Raw genomic sequence first — 13,882 nt, 5'->3', positions numbered from 1 at the left:
GAAAAAACCGGCCAAGTGGCCGGTTTTTTTATTGCCTGAATCAGAACGAGGCGTTGGCCAGGCCGTCCAGGTAACGCTCGACGTCCAATGCCGCCATGCAGCCGGCGCCAGCCGAGGTGATGGCCTGACGGTAAACGTGGTCAGCCACGTCGCCCGCCGCGAACACACCTTCAACGTTGGTGGCGGTGGCGTTGCCTTCACGGCCGCCATTGACCACCAGGTAGCCGTCCTTGAGGGTCAGCTGGCCTTCGAACAACGAGGTGTTCGGGGTGTGGCCGATGGCGATGAACACGCCGTCGACCTTGATTTCGTCGCTGCTGCCATCGTTGTTCTTCAGGCGCGCACCGGTCACGCCCATGTTGTCACCCAGCACTTCGTCCAGGGTGGCATTGAGCTTGAGCTCGATCTTGCCTTCGGCAACTCGGGCATTGAGCTTGTCGACCAGAATCTTCTCGGCGCGGAAGGTTTCGCGGCGGTGCACCAGGGTTACCTTGCTGGCGATGTTGGCCAGGTACAGCGCTTCTTCCACGGCAGTGTTGCCACCGCCGACCACGGCGACTGGCTTGTTGCGGTAGAAGAAACCGTCGCAGGTAGCGCAGGCCGAAACGCCCTTGCCCATGAACGCTTCTTCCGACGGCAGGCCCAGGTAACGGGCGCTGGCGCCAGTGGCGATGATCAGCGCGTCGCAGGTGTACTTGCCGCTGTCACCCTGCAGGGTGAACGGCTTGTTGGCCAGGTCGACGGCATTGATGTGGTCGAAGACGATCTCGGTCTCGAAACGCTCGGCGTGTTCCTGCATGCGCTGCATCAGGGCCGGGCCCGTCAGGCCGTGGGGGTCGCCCGGCCAGTTGTCGACTTCGGTGGTGGTGGTCAGCTGGCCACCCGCCTGCATGCCGGTGATCAGCAGTGGCTTGAGGTTGGCGCGGGCGGCGTAGACCGCCGCGCTGTAACCGGCAGGGCCGGAACCGAGGATGATGACGCGCGAATGACGTACTTCAGACATGTCGAACTCCTGTCGAGCGGGCCGCAGGGGCCGCCAGCTGGAAATTAAAAAGGACCCACGCAGCACTTGGGGAAGGCTACAACGCGCAGGCCCAGAAAGCGGAAAGTTGAACGCACTGTAGCGAGGTGGCAGAGATTAAGGAAATATCCTTCGACAATCCACCTCATAGGCATCCTCTATCTGCGAATTTCACCTGGGCAAACGGCCCTGGCACATTTGTTACAGCCGGTTTCTTCATGTGTGCCTGCCTTTCGTCGGCGCGGCAAACTCGGTAAGGTCAGCGCGTTTTCCCTTCTCTGCGGAGTGTCCCGATGCAAGCCCCTGTCCTCTCCGGCCCCCAGTACCTGCGCGAAGGCCTGAAACTGGTGCTGAGCCCCAACCTGCGGATGTTCGTGCTGCTGCCGCTGGCGATCAACCTGCTGCTGTTCGGCGGCCTGATCTACTTCGCCGGCCACGAGTTCAGCCTGTGGCTCGACGCGCTGATGCCGACCCTGCCCAGCTGGCTGAGCTTCCTTTCCTACATTCTTTGGCCACTGTTCGTCGCCTTGCTGGTGCTGATGGTGTTCTTCACCTTCACCCTGGTGGCCAACGTCATCGCCGCGCCGTTCAACGGCTTCCTGGCGGAAAAGGTCGAGGTGGTGGTGCGTGGCCAGGACCCGTTCCCGGCGTTCAGCTGGGGCGAGCTGGTGGCCATGGTGCCGCGCACCTTCGGCCGCGAAATGCGCAAGCTTGGCTACTTCCTGCCACGGGCCATCGGTCTGTTCATCCTGTCGCTGATCCCGGTGGTCAACGTGATCGCCGCGCCGCTGTGGCTGATCTTCGGGGTGTGGATGATGGCCATCCAGTACATCGACTACCCGGCGGACAACAACAAGATGAGCTGGCAGGACATGCTCGCCTGGCTGCGCCAGAAGCGCTGGCAGTCGCTGGGGTTTGGCGGGATTACCTACCTGGCGCTGATGGTGCCGCTGGTGAACGTGTTGATGATGCCGGCGGCGGTGGCCGGGGCAACGCTGTTTTGGGTGCGGGAACGAAATTGAATTGGGCGAGGGGCTGCTGAGCAGCCCCTTTCGCAGCGTGATCTATCAAAAATCCGAGAAGCTGTAGGGTTTGAGAGGCGACAACTGAGAGAGCAGTATCAAATGCTCCACTGCGCTTACCTTTTGTAGATTCTCAAGTTTGCTTAACCCGCCAAACGCTAGCGCCGGAACAAACCCGTACATCTCATCACACCCAAGCACACCTAAATTTTTCTTTGCAGGCTCAAAAAAGCCCCCAAAATCATTAGACTCCCGCTCCATCAAAAGAAAGAAACCCTGCACTTCCCCATCCGTATTATCTGCATCAAACTCATGAACTGTACCGCAATAACTCGACGTAAACGCCGCGATATTTAATGAGAACCCGGAATTCTCACCAATACAGATAGAGGTCACCAAAAGCGCCCCGAGCAATGATGTGATATCTATCCCGTCATTCTAGCGGTGTGCCTTCTATGAATGAAGCGGCTACGCCCTCGTAGTCTTGAGGATTGACTGTCCAAAATATCCCATCACCATATCCGCACCAACCGTGCTCGGCCCAATACTCCAACAGTTTCTTTGGCAACTTACCTCTGTAGCGCTCGATACTAGAGAGGGGTACCTCCTGCCTGAACATGGGCTCGCCCATTTCCTCTAAGAAAAGTGAGTAAATTTCGTCCATTGTCGCGCTCCTTTGCTTGTCAGCACTTATGCAATCTAACATTCAAAAAACCTGAGGCGCCACCTTCTTTGGATTGCTTTTCGATTGATTGTATTAGCTCCCCCACCCTACTTCTCCACTGGGGACCTATAGTGGAGTTTACTTGTCTATCTCCGAAGTCAGAAATGACATCTCTGCCGCCGGCGATTAAATCTGGATTGTGCAGTGCAGCAAGAGAAGACATCGTTTCCTTTGCCTGCTTCGCTGAGAGTTTTTTTGCTTCAACTGGGCTCATCGGTGATGCGTGTCTCGACATCGCGCCAGGTGGGCACGATTTGCCAGAGCAGCATGAGGCGTCTCCCTGCCAGTTTTGTGCAGGGGAAATCACATCATGGAGTGGGTGTGGGACGTTCCTGAGACGATTGTAGGAAAAGTCTAATTCGTAGTTACAGCATTTGTGAGCAAGACCCTGTAAGCAGACAAGGGGGTAGATAGTTAGAGCAAACGGGTTATCAATCCATCGTTCAATCATCCCCGCCACCTGCTGGCGCTCATTTCAAGAGGACAACCAGATGATTGACGATGAAAAGTTCGAGGAAATACTGCCGGGCGAGACTGCCGGTGAGGGCGAACCTGTAGAAACTGAGGTTAACGACCCAGAAACAGCCCCCGAGCCGGAAACTGAAGAGCCCGAAGTTCCGGTAGGCCCGATTGATCCACAGGGCCCGCTGGCGCGTCTTTTTCAAGAAGGCAAGGGAGGGCGCGATCTCAATGACGAAGAGTTCGCGGCTTTTGAACAAGTAAAGTTACAAGTTCACGCTACGTTCATAACCACCCTGGCAGAACAGGGTCTTGACGATTATCAAAACATGTCCTGTTACGTTTATGACGCCAATGGCGACAAGTCATCGCTCAGGACCTACCTGATCTGGGCCCTGATAGCGGGAAAACTGGAGAAGTCGGATATCGACAGATATGAGTTCGACGGAACCCTCTTCACTGACGATGAAAGTAATCTCTGGGCTGCCGTGGAAGAAACCTTCCAGCGCATGATGAAAATGGACCCCATCGTCTGAAAACCACAGCTTGCCCTGGCAGGCCTGCTCGCTAATTCATTCGATACATGCAGCTTGCGCAGGGCCTGCTCGGTTACCAATACACTTATGGCCGCAGCTTCGTGGCCTTTATCAGCGGAGATCGAAGATGGAATTCACAGACATCAAATCGAAAGATTTCATTGAACTGGCAGGCATCCCCAAGCATCTTCACAGCACGACCATCGCCGAGCAACGGGTAAAGTGGCGGCTACGCGAGGCTTTGGAAGCCATCGACATCCATGAGCAGATCGAGCGGTTGCACTACACAACCTGGAACGCGGACAACGGAACGGTCAACTACAGCCAACCCCTGGTCGAGTTGCTGGTCGATGCGGTGCTGCACAGTGAGGCGCCCACCATCGGACCGGCCGGAGGCATCTTCAGTGCTCGTGGTGTGAACGGTGAAGAACATCATGTCGCGGTAGACCTGGCGGCGGTTCACGAAGCCGCCTCAATCGTCTATCGGCACATCAAGGAAACCGAACAGGCCGATTGACCAACCACGGCGGAAAGGTCCGGCCTGCGCCCCTTTCCGCCACGCCTGTCAGGTTGCCGTCAGTGGCTCAACTGGCTGGAAAACTGCCCCACTGCATCCACCACCTTCTTCGCCCCTTCCTGAATCTCGACGATCACCCCACCGGTATCCGCCGCCAGCGCCAGCCCTTGTTCGGCCTGGCGCTTGCTGGTGTCGATGATATCCACAGCCGCCTGGGCCAACTGTTCGTTCTGCTGCACCACCTTGGCAATCTCCTCGGTCGCGCTGCTGGTACGCGAGGCCAACTGCCGCACTTCGTCGGCGACCACGGCAAAACCACGGCCCTGCTCGCCGGCACGGGCGGCTTCGATGGCGGCGTTGAGCGCCAGCAGGTTGGTCTGCCCGGCAATGTCGCTGATGGTCTTGATGATTGCGCCGATCACCTTGGACTGCTTGTCCAAAGCCTGGATACCCTCGGCAGCATCCTGCATGGAGCCTTCCAGCCCACGCATCACATCCACGGTCTGGGTCACCACATCGGTGGCTTTGCGGGCGCTGCTGTCGGTCTCCAGGGAAGTGTTGTAGGCAATGTCGGCAGCCTGCGCCACCGCCAACTCCTGATTGACCTGGTCGGTGATCACGGTGGCGAACTTGACCACCTTGTACAGCACGTCATGGGCATCGAAGATCGGGTTGTAGGAAGCCTCCAGCCAGATCGTGCGCCCATGGGCGTCGACCCGCTTGAAACGGTCGGCGACGTACTCGCCACGGCGCAGTTTGTCCCAAAATGCCTGGTAGCCTGCCGAGTTGGCCTCCTCCGGCCCGCAGAACATGCGGTGATGTTTGCCACGCACCTGCTCCAGGCTGTAGCCCACCGTCTGCAGGAAGCGGTCGTTGGCGGTCAATACTTCGCCGTCGAGGTTGAACTCGATCACGGCGGTAGAGCGCATCAGCGCCTTGATCAGGCTTTCGTGTTCACGCGAGGCTTCGATGGTGCGGGTCAGGTCGCTGGAATGCATGGAGAAATGCCTGATCCGCCCGTCAACAGTCTTCACCGGCTGCAGGATAGAACGCAGCCAGGCTTCCTCGCCGTTGCCGCGCAGCAGGCGGAACGCGCCGTTGAGGTGCTCGCCACGGGTGATGGCGTTTTTCATGCGCTGGTAGAAGTCGAGCTTCTTCACATGCGCTGGCACGATGTCTTCGATGTTGCGGCCAATCAATTGCTCGGCACGGTAGAGCATCTCGCTCTCGAAGTTGCCGTTGACCTGCTCGATGCGCCCCTGGGGGTCGAGCTGCAACACCAGCATCTCGCTGTCGAGGCTGCTCTTGACCTGCTCGACGGCCATCAGTTCTTCGCGCAGTTGCTGGATTTCTTTCTTGAGCTTGCTGTTGAACATCACCGCACTCCCGGAGCGCATCAAACCTATTCGGATGCATCTTCATCGGCTGCGCCACGTACTGCTTGAGCACCCTGCAAAGAAATATTCACACAGGAGAAACTGCCGGGAATCGGGCGTCACCTGCACGTCACAAGGCTGTCATGTGAGCGCAACGCAGCAGGTGGACACTTTTTGTCATGAATACACCTGCCCTACGCATTTGCCTTGTCAGCGAAACCTTCCCACCCGAAATAAACGGTGTGGCCAATACCCTTGGCCGCCTCAGCGAAGGTTTGCGACAGCGTGGCCACCAGGTGGAAATCGTTCGCCCACGGCAAGCTAACGAGGCATCGGCGGAGGATGACCAGGGACTGCTGCTCTGCCGTGGCTGGGCACTGCCCGGCTACCCCGGCCTGCAGTGGGGCGAGGTGTCGATGCACAAGCTGCTGCGCCGCTGGCGCCGGCAGCGCCCGGACGTGCTGTATATTGCTACCGAAGGGCCGTTAGGCCTCAGTGCCCTGCGCGCCGCGCGGCGCCTGGGGGTTGCTGTGGTCAGCGGCTTTCACACCAATTTCCCCCAGTACTCCGGGCAATACGGCCTCGGCCTGCTGGCGCGCCTGCTCACCCACTACCTGCGCTGGTTCCATCGGCGCACCGCCGCCACCCTGGTACCCAGTGTCAGCCAACGTCTGGAGCTGGAACGCCGCGGGTTCGAGCGCCTGGCCTTGATGGCCCGAGGCGTTGATGCCGGCCTGTTCAACCCAGCCCGGCGCAGCCAGTCGTTACGTGAAAGCTGGGGGCTCGGCACGGACGACATCGGCGTGCTGCACGTCGGGCGCCTGGCCGCAGAAAAGAACCTGACGCTGTTGCAGCCCTGCCTGCAAGCCTTGCAGAGCGCTTATCCACAGCGGCGCCTGCGCCTGGTGGTGGTGGGTGATGGCCCGCAGCGCGGCGCCCTTCAGCAGCAGATGCCGGATGCGGTGTTCTGCGGCGCCCAACGCGGCGAAGCATTGGCCGAACACTACGCCAGCGGCGACCTGTTCCTGTTCCCGAGCCTGACCGAAACCTTCGGCAACGTGGTGCTCGAAGCCATGGCCTCGGGGCTGGCAGTGGTCGCCTACGACGAAGCCGCCGCCGCCCAGCACATCCGCCATGGCCACAGCGGTGCGCTGGCCATGCCCGGCGACCCGTGCGCATTCATCGATGCCGCCTGCTGGCTGCTGGAAGAAAGCGAAACCCTGCGCCGGGTCCGCCTGAACGCCCGCCAGCACGCCAGCCGCCAAGGCTGGCCGGCGATCGTCGAGCAGTTCGAATCGCACCTGTTCAACGCCTGCCACACGGCACCTGCCGGCAGCCAACCGGCAGGCTCGGCGCTGGCGATCAAGCCAGGGTCGTCAACGCCTCGCGGCTGAACGGCAGCACATCCGCTTCACGCCCTTCACGCACCTTCTGCGCCCATTCGGCGTCCACCAGCAGTGCACGGCCAACCGCCACCAGGTCGAACTCTTCGTCGCCCAGACGGCGCAGCAAGCCTTCCAGGCTGGCCGGCTTGGCCACCTTGTCGGTGGCGACCATGAACTGCAGGAACTCGCCATCGAGCCCCACGCTGCCGACGGTGATGGTCGGTTTGCCGGTGAGCGTGCGGGTCCAGCCGGCCAGGTTCAGCTCGGAACCTTCGAACTCTGGCTCCCAGAAGCGCCGGGTCGAACAGTGGAAGATATCCACACCTGCCGCCGACAGCGGTTCGAGGAATGCCGCCAGCGCTTCCGGCGTTTGCACCAGGCGTGCGCTGTAGTCCTGCTGTTTCCACTGCGAGAAACGGAAGATGATCGGGAAGTCCGGCCCCACGGCAGCGCGCACGGCCTGGATCAGCTCGATGGCGAAGCGCGAACGGCCGGCCAGGTCACCGCCATATTCGTCGCTGCGACGGTTGCTGGCATCCCAGAAGAACTGGTCGATCAGGTAGCCGTGGGCGCCATGGATCTCTACGCCGTCCATGCCGATGGCCTTGGCGTCGCGGGCCGCCTGGGCGAAGGCAGCGATCACGTCGCGGATATCGTCTTGGGTCATGCCATGCACCAGCACCTGGCCGTCCTTGACCTTCTCGCTCGGCCCGTACCCCGGCACGCTGGCGTCCGGTTCGGTACCCAGCCGGCGCACCGTGCCCACATGCCACAGCTGCGGCACGATACGGCCACCTTCGGCATGCACCGCATCGACCACCTGCTTCCAACCGGCCAAGGCATCTTCACCATGGAAGCGCGGCACATTGGGGTAACCGTTGGCGGCCTTGTGCCCGACCGTGGTGCCCTCGGTGATGATCAGCCCCACGCCCGCTGCGGCACGGCGGCGGTAGTACTCGACCACGCCCGCGTGCGGCACGCCACCGGGGCAGAAGGTACGGGTCATGGGCGCCATGACGACGCGGGTCGGCAGCTCGAGCGCGCCGAGGGTGAAGGGTTGGAACAGGGGGTTGCTGGACATGGGGCGCTTCCGTCTGAGGGAGGAAATGCGCCTGAGGTTAGAGGGGGCGGAAGACTGGGCCCAGCATTATTGATCCTGGTGATTCTGGCCTATCGCTGGGGGTGCTTCGCACCCCCTACAGAAGCTCAATTCAGGGCTTTTTCAATGGCCTGCACCACCGTTGGATCATCCGGTGCGGTACGCGGGGCAAAACGCGCCAGCACCCGGCCATCCTTGCCCACCAGGAACTTCTCGAAGTTCCAGCTGATGTCACCCGGGAACTCGGCGCCCTCGCCCGCCAGCAGGCGATACAGCGAGTGACGCTGCGGCCCGTTTACCTCGAGCTTGGCACCCAGCGGGAAGCTCACGCCGTAATTCAGGCTGCAGAACTCCTGGATTTCCTTTTCGCTGCCCGGCTCCTGGCCGGCAAACTGGTTGCAGGGCAGGCCCAGCACATTGAAACCCTTGCCCTTGAACTGCTGCTGGAGTTTTTCCAGCGAAGCGTATTGCGGCGTCAGGCCACACTTGGAGGCGACATTGACCACCAGCACCACCTGGCCCTTGAACGGAGCCAGGGGCAGGTCCTCGCCGTTCAGCGCCTTCAACGTCAGGTCGTGAAATGCACTCATGATGAATCCCCTCTCAGGTTCCCGGTTGCCGCTGGGGGCGAATTGCGCCCACTAAAAAGGCGCTCTTCCAAGCCGCGCACCTCCCGCTGGGGAGGCATGCCGGCTTGTCCGAGCGCCTGGCGACTTTCTGAGCTTAGCGCAGAAAATCAGTGGTGATGGCCACCTTCACCGTGGATGTGACGGTGAGCGATTTCTTCTTCGCTGGCGTCACGCACGTCAACAACCTTGACCTTGAAGTTCAGGCGCTGGCCAGCCAGTGGGTGGTTGCCGTCGACAGTGATGTCGTCGCCGTCGATGTCACGGATGGTGACGATCTGCATCTGGCCGTCCGGCGCCGAAGCGTGGAACTGCATGCCGACTTCCAGTTGGTCGACGCCTTCGAACAGGCTGCGGTTCAGGGTGCTGACCAGCTCGGCCAGGTATTCGCCGTAGGCGTCTTCCGGCTCGATGGCAACGTCCAGCTCGTCACCGGCTTGCTTGCCTTCCAGGGCCTTTTCCAGGCCTGGGATGATGTTGGCGGCACCGTGCAGGTAAACCAGCGGCGCACCACCGGCGGAGCTGTCGATGGTCTCCCCGGCGTCGTTGGTCAGGGTATAGTCGATGGAGACAGCCTTGTTGGCGGCGATCAGCATGGGGCAAGACCTTTTGCAAAAGTATGTAGAGCGGACAAGTGTAACCAAGGCATCGCCCGATTGCGACCGCAGCGCAGACGAGGGGCGACCCATCAGTCGGATCATCGGCTTCCACCCGGACGAAGAAGGCCACTGGGTGGTCGAACTGTCCTGCGGCCATACCCAGCACCTGCGCCATCAGCCACCGTGGCAGGCCCGTCCGTGGGTGCTCGACGCCGCACTGCGCGCCGAGCGCATCGGCCAGCCATTCGCTTGCGGTTGGTGCGCACAAGGGGCCGATAGCGCTACCCTTGGCCGTTGATTCCTTGCACCGCTTATTTCGAGAAGCACGCATGCAGACATTTTTCATTGCGCCGACCGACTTTGGTGTCGGCCTGACTTCCATCAGCCTGGGCCTGGTCCGCACGCTTGAGCGCGCCGGGCTCAAGGTCGGCTTCTTCAAGCCCATCGCCCAGCCTCACCCCGGCGACACGGGCCCGGAGCGCTCAACCGAACTAATCGCCCGCACCCACGGCATCAAGCCACCAGTGCCACTGAGCCTGGCCCATGTCGAGCGCATGCTCGGCGATGGCCAGCTGGACGAGTTGCTCGAAGAAATCATCCGCCTGTACCAGCAAGCCTGCATCGGCAATGACGTGGTGGTGGTCGAGGGCATGGTGCCGACCCGCCACGCCAGTTACGCCGCACGGGTCAATCTGCACCTGGCCAAGAGCCTGGATGCCGAAGTGATCCTGGTTTCCGCCCCGGAAAACGAAGTGCTCAGCGAGCTGTCCGGGCGGGTCGAACTGCAGGCCCAGCTGTTCGGCGGCCCGCGCGACCCGAAAGTGCTGGGGGTAATCCTCAACAAGGTGCGCACCGACGAGGGCATGGCCGACTTCGCCACCCGCCTGCGCGAGCACTCGCCGCTGTTGCGTGGCAACGACTTCCGCCTGCTCGGCTGCATCCCCTACCAGCCCGAGTTGAACGCCCCGCGCACCCGCGACGTGGCCGAACTGCTTGGTGCCCAGGTGCTCAACGCCGGCGACTACGAACAACGGCGGATGAACAAGATCATCATTTGCGCCCGCACCGTGGCCAATACGGTACCGCTGCTGACGCCGGGTACCCTGGTGGTGACCCCAGGTGATCGCGACGACATCATCCTGGCCGTGAGCCTTGCCGCGATCAACGGCGTGCCCCTGGCCGGCCTGCTGCTGACCAGCGACAGCAAGCCCGATGCACGCATCCTTGGCCTGTGCCGTGGCGCCCTGCAGGCCGGCCTGCCGATTCTCTCAGTGAGCACCGGCTCCTACGACACCGCCAACCTGCTCCACTCGCTGAACCGCGAAATCCCGGTGGACGACCGTGACCGGGCCGAATTCATCACCGACTTCGTCGCCAGCCACCTGGACGCCGCCTGGCTCCACCAGCGCTGCGGCACGCCACGGGAAATGCGCCTGTCGCCAGCGGTGTTCCGCTACCAGCTGATCCAGCGGGCGCAACAGGCCAACAAGCGCATCGTCCTGCCAGAAGGGGCCGAGCCGCTGCTGGTGCAGGCCGCGGCAATCTGCCAGGCGCGCGGCATCGCCCGTTGCGTGCTGCTGGCCAAGCCTGAGGAAGTCGAAGCCGTGGCGCGCGCCCAAGGCATCACCCTGCCACCGGACCTGGAGATACTCGACCCCGAGCTGATTCGCGAGCGCTATGTCGAGCCGATGGTCAACCTGCGCAAGAGCAAGAACCTCAATGCGCCCATGGCCGAGCAACAGCTGGAAGACCCGGTGGTGATCGGCACCATGATGCTGGCCCTGGATGAGGTCGACGGCCTGGTCTCGGGCCTGGTGCACTCCACCGCCAACACCATTCGCCCTGCCCTGCAGCTGATCAAGACCGCACCCGGCGCCAGCCTGGTGTCGTCGGTGTTCTTCATGCTGTTCCCGGAACAGGTGCTGGTGTACGGCGACTGTGTGATGAACCCGCATCCCAGCGCCAGCGAACTGGCCGAGATCGCCCGGCAGAGCGCCGAATCGGCACAGGCCTTCGGCATCGCACCGCGGGTGGCGATGATCAGCTATTCGAGTGATTCGGCCAGTGACGAGGAAGTGGAGAAAGTGAGCGAAGCCACGCGCCTGGCACAGGCGGCGGAGCAAGGGCTGCTGATCGATGGGCCGCTGCAGTACGACGCCGCCGCCAATCCGCAAGTCGCTCGCCAGCTGGCCCCTGAGAGCCCGGTGGCGGGACGTGCAACGGTGTTCGTGTTCCCAGACCTGAACACCGGCAACACCACCCACAAGGCCGTGCAGCGCAGCACCGACGGGGTCAGCCTGGGGCCGATGCTGCAGGGGCTGCGCAAGCCGGTGAACGACTTGCCACGCGGGGCGCAGGTGGACGATATCGTTCATACCATCGCCCTGACTGCAATTCAGGCCAGCAGCATCCGCTGAAATGAAAAAGGGCAGGCCGTCACCGGCCTGCCCTTTTTCATTGCGCCGTACTGAACGGCTTACGGGTACTGCTGAACCTGGCCCTGCTGCTGGTCATACTGCTGACCCGGAATCGGCTTCAGGTTGACCTCTACACGGCGGTTCTGGGCACGGCCATTGGCGTCGGCGTTGCTGGCGATCGGCTGGTCCGGGCCCATGCCACGTACGGTCACACGCGAAGCATCCACGCCCTGCGAGGTCAGGTAGGTGCTGACTGCCTGAGCGCGGCGCTGCGACAGGTCCATGTTGTGCTGGCGGCTGCCGGTGCTGTCGGTGAAGCCGACCACTTCGATGGTGTTCTGGTTGAACGACTTGAACGAGTTGGCCAGGTTGTTCAGCGGGTTGTAGAAGCTCGGCGAAATGTTGGCCGAGTCGGTGGCGAAGGTGATGTTGCCCGGCATGATCAGCTTGATCTGGTCGCCCTGGCGCTGAACTTCGACGCCGGTGTTGGCCATTTTCGCGCGCAGCTCGGCTTCCTGCTTGTCGGCGTAGTAGCCGTAACCGGCAGCGGCGGCACCCACTGCGGCGGCGCCGATCAGTGCGCCCTTGCCACGGTTGTTGTGGTCGATGGCGGCACCGGCAATGGCACCGGCCAGCGCGCCCAGGCCACCGTACTTGGCGGTCTTGCTCATCCCCGAGGACTCGCCCTGAGCCTGGCCTTGGCTGTCATAAGGATTCTGCCCGGCACAGCCGGTCATCAGGGCTGCAGCGGTTGCGACGATAATCAGACGACGCATGGTGAACATGGACAAGCTCCTACAAAAATTCGTGTGTTCGGCAGATCGCAGAGGGATCTATGCCAGGCATAGATCGCCAGAATACGGAAAAATTCCATGAAAGGCTTTTCATCCAGGCTCAAGCCCGTACGAACGGGTTCTCGCGCATCTCGTCGCCCAGGCGTGTATCCGGCCCGTGGCCTGTGACCACGATGGCATCTTCGTCCAGGCGATACAGCCGCTCCTTGATCGAACGCACGATAGCGCGCTGGTCACCGCCCCACAGGTCGGTCCTGCCGATACCCCGGCGGAACAGGGTGTCACCGGCGATCAGCAGCTTGGCGTCGGCGAACCAGAAACTCATCGAACCGGGTGTGTGCCCGGGCGTGTGCAGGGCCACACCGCAACCACAGGCGAGTTCTTCGTCATCGCCGAGCCAATGGTCTGGCGACGGGACCGGGGTGTAGGGCACGCCGAACATCTGGCACTGCATTTCCAGGTTGTCCCACAGCGGCTGGTCCTGCTTGTGCAGGTGCAAGGTGGCGCCAGTGAGCGCCTTGAGCGTGCCCGAAGCGAGGAAATGGTCGAAGTGCGCGTGGGTGTGGATGATGCTCACCAGAGTCAGGCCATGGGCTTGCAGGCGGGCGAGGATCCTGTCCGGGTCACCACCCGGGTCGACGACGATGGCCTTCTTGCTGACCGGGTCGCCGATCAGGGTGCAGTTGCATTGCAATGGGCCTACGGGGAAGGTTTCGCGGATGAGAGTGGTGGGGGCAGCGCTCATGGGCTTCTCGATCTGATGACTGCGCCGCCGCAGCTTGAGGCATGTCAGGCTTGCGGGCCGGCCAGCGGGCCCGCCGGCTCCAGTGCCTCACCTCTGCTTTTGGCGACTTGAAGAAAACGCAGCTGATTCACTGAGATCTGGCTTGCCAGTCGTCGTGCCTCAGCCTCGAATTTGGCTACGGCTATCGGCTTTTCACGGCTCTTTTCGGATCGCATGATTTCCTCCATAGCTTCGCTAACACTGTCTGGATGTTATTAAGGTTCAACCCGGATCACAAGCCGACCATCCGCAGTACTGCTGAAGCCCAACGCCTCGTAAAGGGCCCTGGCAGCGGTGACAGGATCCTGTATTTCAATCTCGCGGCAACCTAGCATACGTGCGTAAAAATCTATGGCTGTGAGTGCGAGGGAGGCAACTTCGCCCTTCAACGGGTGACTCTTGTCAGGATTGCTCTCCAACAGAATAACTTTGATACGTAAGCGACTTTTTCGCGGGCTCGCGTAGCAAAGACCACAAAGGTCTGCCCCATACCAGATGGAAAGGTCAAAACCCCTGAGGTCGC

Annotated in this window: 14 protein-coding genes and 3 pseudogenes; 6 read left to right on the top strand and 11 right to left on the bottom strand. The window is 61.5% G+C overall.

The window, feature by feature from the left end; all coding sequences use genetic code 11:
* Nucleotides 1–40 precede the first annotated feature (40 nt).
* Nucleotides 41–1,003 carry a thioredoxin-disulfide reductase gene (trxB, locus tag F6X59_RS13050; protein WP_016484911.1) on the bottom strand — a complete coding sequence of 321 codons (963 nt, stop codon included), beginning with the start codon at nucleotides 1,001–1,003 and terminating at the stop codon, nucleotides 41–43.
* Nucleotides 1,004–1,314: 311 nt separating this feature from the next.
* On the opposite strand from trxB, the gene cysZ reads away from it, so the two are divergent.
* Entirely contained in the window at nucleotides 1,315–2,043 is a 729-nt protein-coding gene (gene cysZ, locus F6X59_RS13045) for a sulfate transporter CysZ (protein ID WP_152956584.1), read from the top strand.
* Nucleotides 2,044–2,088: 45 nt separating this feature from the next.
* Here cysZ and F6X59_RS13040 read toward each other — a convergent pair.
* Nucleotides 2,089–2,707, bottom strand: a pseudogene (locus F6X59_RS13040) (GAD-like domain-containing protein).
* Between the two features lie 19 nt (nucleotides 2,708–2,726).
* On the bottom strand, nucleotides 2,727–2,981 hold the full coding sequence (locus F6X59_RS13035) for a polymorphic toxin type 15 domain-containing protein (protein ID WP_372240373.1): 255 nt from the start codon (nucleotides 2,979–2,981) through the stop codon (nucleotides 2,727–2,729).
* 277 nt (nucleotides 2,982–3,258) lie between these two features.
* Between F6X59_RS13035 and F6X59_RS13030 the strand changes: the two genes are divergently transcribed.
* Together F6X59_RS13030 and F6X59_RS13025 are read left to right on the top strand one after the other, a co-directional pair.
* Entirely contained in the window at nucleotides 3,259–3,762 is a 504-nt protein-coding gene (locus F6X59_RS13030) for a hypothetical protein (protein ID WP_152956583.1), read from the top strand.
* A 127-nt stretch (nucleotides 3,763–3,889) separates the two neighbouring features.
* A complete protein-coding gene (locus F6X59_RS13025) occupies nucleotides 3,890–4,279 on the top strand; it encodes a hypothetical protein (RefSeq protein WP_152956582.1) in 390 nt (129 codons plus the stop codon).
* A 59-nt stretch (nucleotides 4,280–4,338) separates the two neighbouring features.
* On the opposite strand, the pseudogene F6X59_RS28955 reads toward F6X59_RS13025, so the two are convergent.
* Together F6X59_RS28955 and F6X59_RS28950 are read right to left on the bottom strand one after the other, a co-directional pair.
* Nucleotides 4,339–4,761: pseudogene (locus F6X59_RS28955) on the bottom strand (methyl-accepting chemotaxis protein); the annotation flags it as partial.
* A gap of 171 nt (nucleotides 4,762–4,932) precedes the next feature.
* A pseudogene (locus tag F6X59_RS28950) lies at nucleotides 4,933–5,565 on the bottom strand (PAS domain-containing protein); the annotation flags it as partial.
* 269 nt (nucleotides 5,566–5,834) lie between these two features.
* Here F6X59_RS28950 and F6X59_RS13015 point away from each other — a divergent pair.
* Complete coding sequence (locus F6X59_RS13015) at nucleotides 5,835–7,049, top strand: glycosyltransferase family 1 protein (RefSeq protein WP_152956580.1); 1,215 nt, start codon at nucleotides 5,835–5,837, stop codon at nucleotides 7,047–7,049.
* Here F6X59_RS13015 and F6X59_RS13010 read toward each other — a convergent pair.
* The 3 genes from F6X59_RS13010 to F6X59_RS13000 all read right to left on the bottom strand — a co-directional run bounded on the left by F6X59_RS13010 (nucleotide 7,018) and on the right by F6X59_RS13000 (nucleotide 9,361).
* Nucleotides 7,018–8,121: an NADH:flavin oxidoreductase gene (locus F6X59_RS13010; RefSeq protein WP_152956579.1), complete on the bottom strand. Its 1,104-nt coding sequence runs from the start codon at nucleotides 8,119–8,121 to the stop codon at nucleotides 7,018–7,020. The two genes, F6X59_RS13015 and F6X59_RS13010, sit on opposite strands and share 32 nt — an antisense overlap.
* Before the next feature lie 125 nt (nucleotides 8,122–8,246).
* Nucleotides 8,247–8,729: a glutathione peroxidase gene (locus F6X59_RS13005; RefSeq protein ID WP_152956578.1), complete on the bottom strand. Its 483-nt coding sequence runs from the start codon at nucleotides 8,727–8,729 to the stop codon at nucleotides 8,247–8,249.
* 146 nt (nucleotides 8,730–8,875) lie between these two features.
* Nucleotides 8,876–9,361 (bottom strand): peptidylprolyl isomerase, encoded by a 486-nt coding sequence (locus F6X59_RS13000; RefSeq protein ID WP_054887500.1) that lies wholly within the window; start codon nucleotides 9,359–9,361, stop codon nucleotides 8,876–8,878.
* Between F6X59_RS13000 and F6X59_RS12995 the strand changes: the two genes are divergently transcribed.
* Nucleotides 9,360–9,662 carry a DUF3565 domain-containing protein gene (locus tag F6X59_RS12995; protein ID WP_152956577.1) on the top strand — a complete coding sequence of 101 codons (303 nt, stop codon included), beginning with the start codon at nucleotides 9,360–9,362 and terminating at the stop codon, nucleotides 9,660–9,662. The genes F6X59_RS13000 and F6X59_RS12995 overlap by 2 nt on opposite strands.
* 31 nt (nucleotides 9,663–9,693) lie before the next feature.
* Nucleotides 9,694–11,781 carry a phosphate acetyltransferase gene (pta, locus tag F6X59_RS12990; protein ID WP_152956576.1) on the top strand — a complete coding sequence of 696 codons (2,088 nt, stop codon included), beginning with the start codon at nucleotides 9,694–9,696 and terminating at the stop codon, nucleotides 11,779–11,781.
* Between the two features lie 59 nt (nucleotides 11,782–11,840).
* On the opposite strand, the gene F6X59_RS12985 is transcribed toward pta, so the two are convergent.
* The 3 genes from F6X59_RS12985 to F6X59_RS28400 all read right to left on the bottom strand — a co-directional run bounded on the left by F6X59_RS12985 (nucleotide 11,841) and on the right by F6X59_RS28400 (nucleotide 13,535).
* Nucleotides 11,841–12,566, bottom strand: a complete 726-nt coding sequence (locus tag F6X59_RS12985; RefSeq protein WP_085673827.1) for an OmpA family protein — start codon at nucleotides 12,564–12,566, stop codon at nucleotides 11,841–11,843.
* Nucleotides 12,567–12,675: 109 nt separating this feature from the next.
* Nucleotides 12,676–13,320 (bottom strand): MBL fold metallo-hydrolase, encoded by a 645-nt coding sequence (locus F6X59_RS12980; protein WP_152956575.1) that lies wholly within the window; start codon nucleotides 13,318–13,320, stop codon nucleotides 12,676–12,678.
* Between the two features lie 44 nt (nucleotides 13,321–13,364).
* A complete protein-coding gene (locus F6X59_RS28400) occupies nucleotides 13,365–13,535 on the bottom strand; it encodes a hypothetical protein (protein ID WP_178120081.1) in 171 nt (56 codons plus the stop codon).
* Nucleotides 13,536–13,882 lie beyond the last annotated feature (347 nt).

The organism is Pseudomonas sp. MN1F (assembly GCF_009391885.1).
Classification (GTDB): domain Bacteria; phylum Pseudomonadota; class Gammaproteobacteria; order Pseudomonadales; family Pseudomonadaceae; genus Aquipseudomonas.
This window is presented reverse-complemented; position numbering and strand designations above follow the sequence as displayed.

Bases quoted from the DNA above. Each gene is read 5' to 3' on its own strand.
- trxB (WP_016484911.1), bottom strand. From the start codon at position 1,003: ATGTCTGAAGTACGTCATTCGCGCGTCATCATCCTCGGTTCCGGCCCT.
- cysZ (WP_152956584.1), top strand. From the start codon at position 1,315: ATGCAAGCCCCTGTCCTCTCCGGCCCCCAGTACCTGCGCGAAGGCCTG.
- F6X59_RS13035 (WP_372240373.1), bottom strand. From the start codon at position 2,981: ATGAGCCCAGTTGAAGCAAAAAAACTCTCAGCGAAGCAGGCAAAGGAA.
- F6X59_RS13030 (WP_152956583.1), top strand. From the start codon at position 3,259: ATGATTGACGATGAAAAGTTCGAGGAAATACTGCCGGGCGAGACTGCC.
- F6X59_RS13025 (WP_152956582.1), top strand. From the start codon at position 3,890: ATGGAATTCACAGACATCAAATCGAAAGATTTCATTGAACTGGCAGGC.
- F6X59_RS13015 (WP_152956580.1), top strand. From the start codon at position 5,835: ATGAATACACCTGCCCTACGCATTTGCCTTGTCAGCGAAACCTTCCCA.
- F6X59_RS13010 (WP_152956579.1), bottom strand. From the start codon at position 8,121: ATGTCCAGCAACCCCCTGTTCCAACCCTTCACCCTCGGCGCGCTCGAG.
- F6X59_RS13005 (WP_152956578.1), bottom strand. From the start codon at position 8,729: ATGAGTGCATTTCACGACCTGACGTTGAAGGCGCTGAACGGCGAGGAC.
- F6X59_RS12995 (WP_152956577.1), top strand. From the start codon at position 9,360: ATGGGGCAAGACCTTTTGCAAAAGTATGTAGAGCGGACAAGTGTAACC.
- F6X59_RS13000 (WP_054887500.1), bottom strand. From the start codon at position 9,361: ATGCTGATCGCCGCCAACAAGGCTGTCTCCATCGACTATACCCTGACC.
- pta (WP_152956576.1), top strand. From the start codon at position 9,694: ATGCAGACATTTTTCATTGCGCCGACCGACTTTGGTGTCGGCCTGACT.
- F6X59_RS12985 (WP_085673827.1), bottom strand. From the start codon at position 12,566: ATGTTCACCATGCGTCGTCTGATTATCGTCGCAACCGCTGCAGCCCTG.
- F6X59_RS12980 (WP_152956575.1), bottom strand. From the start codon at position 13,320: ATGAGCGCTGCCCCCACCACTCTCATCCGCGAAACCTTCCCCGTAGGC.
- F6X59_RS28400 (WP_178120081.1), bottom strand. From the start codon at position 13,535: ATGCGATCCGAAAAGAGCCGTGAAAAGCCGATAGCCGTAGCCAAATTC.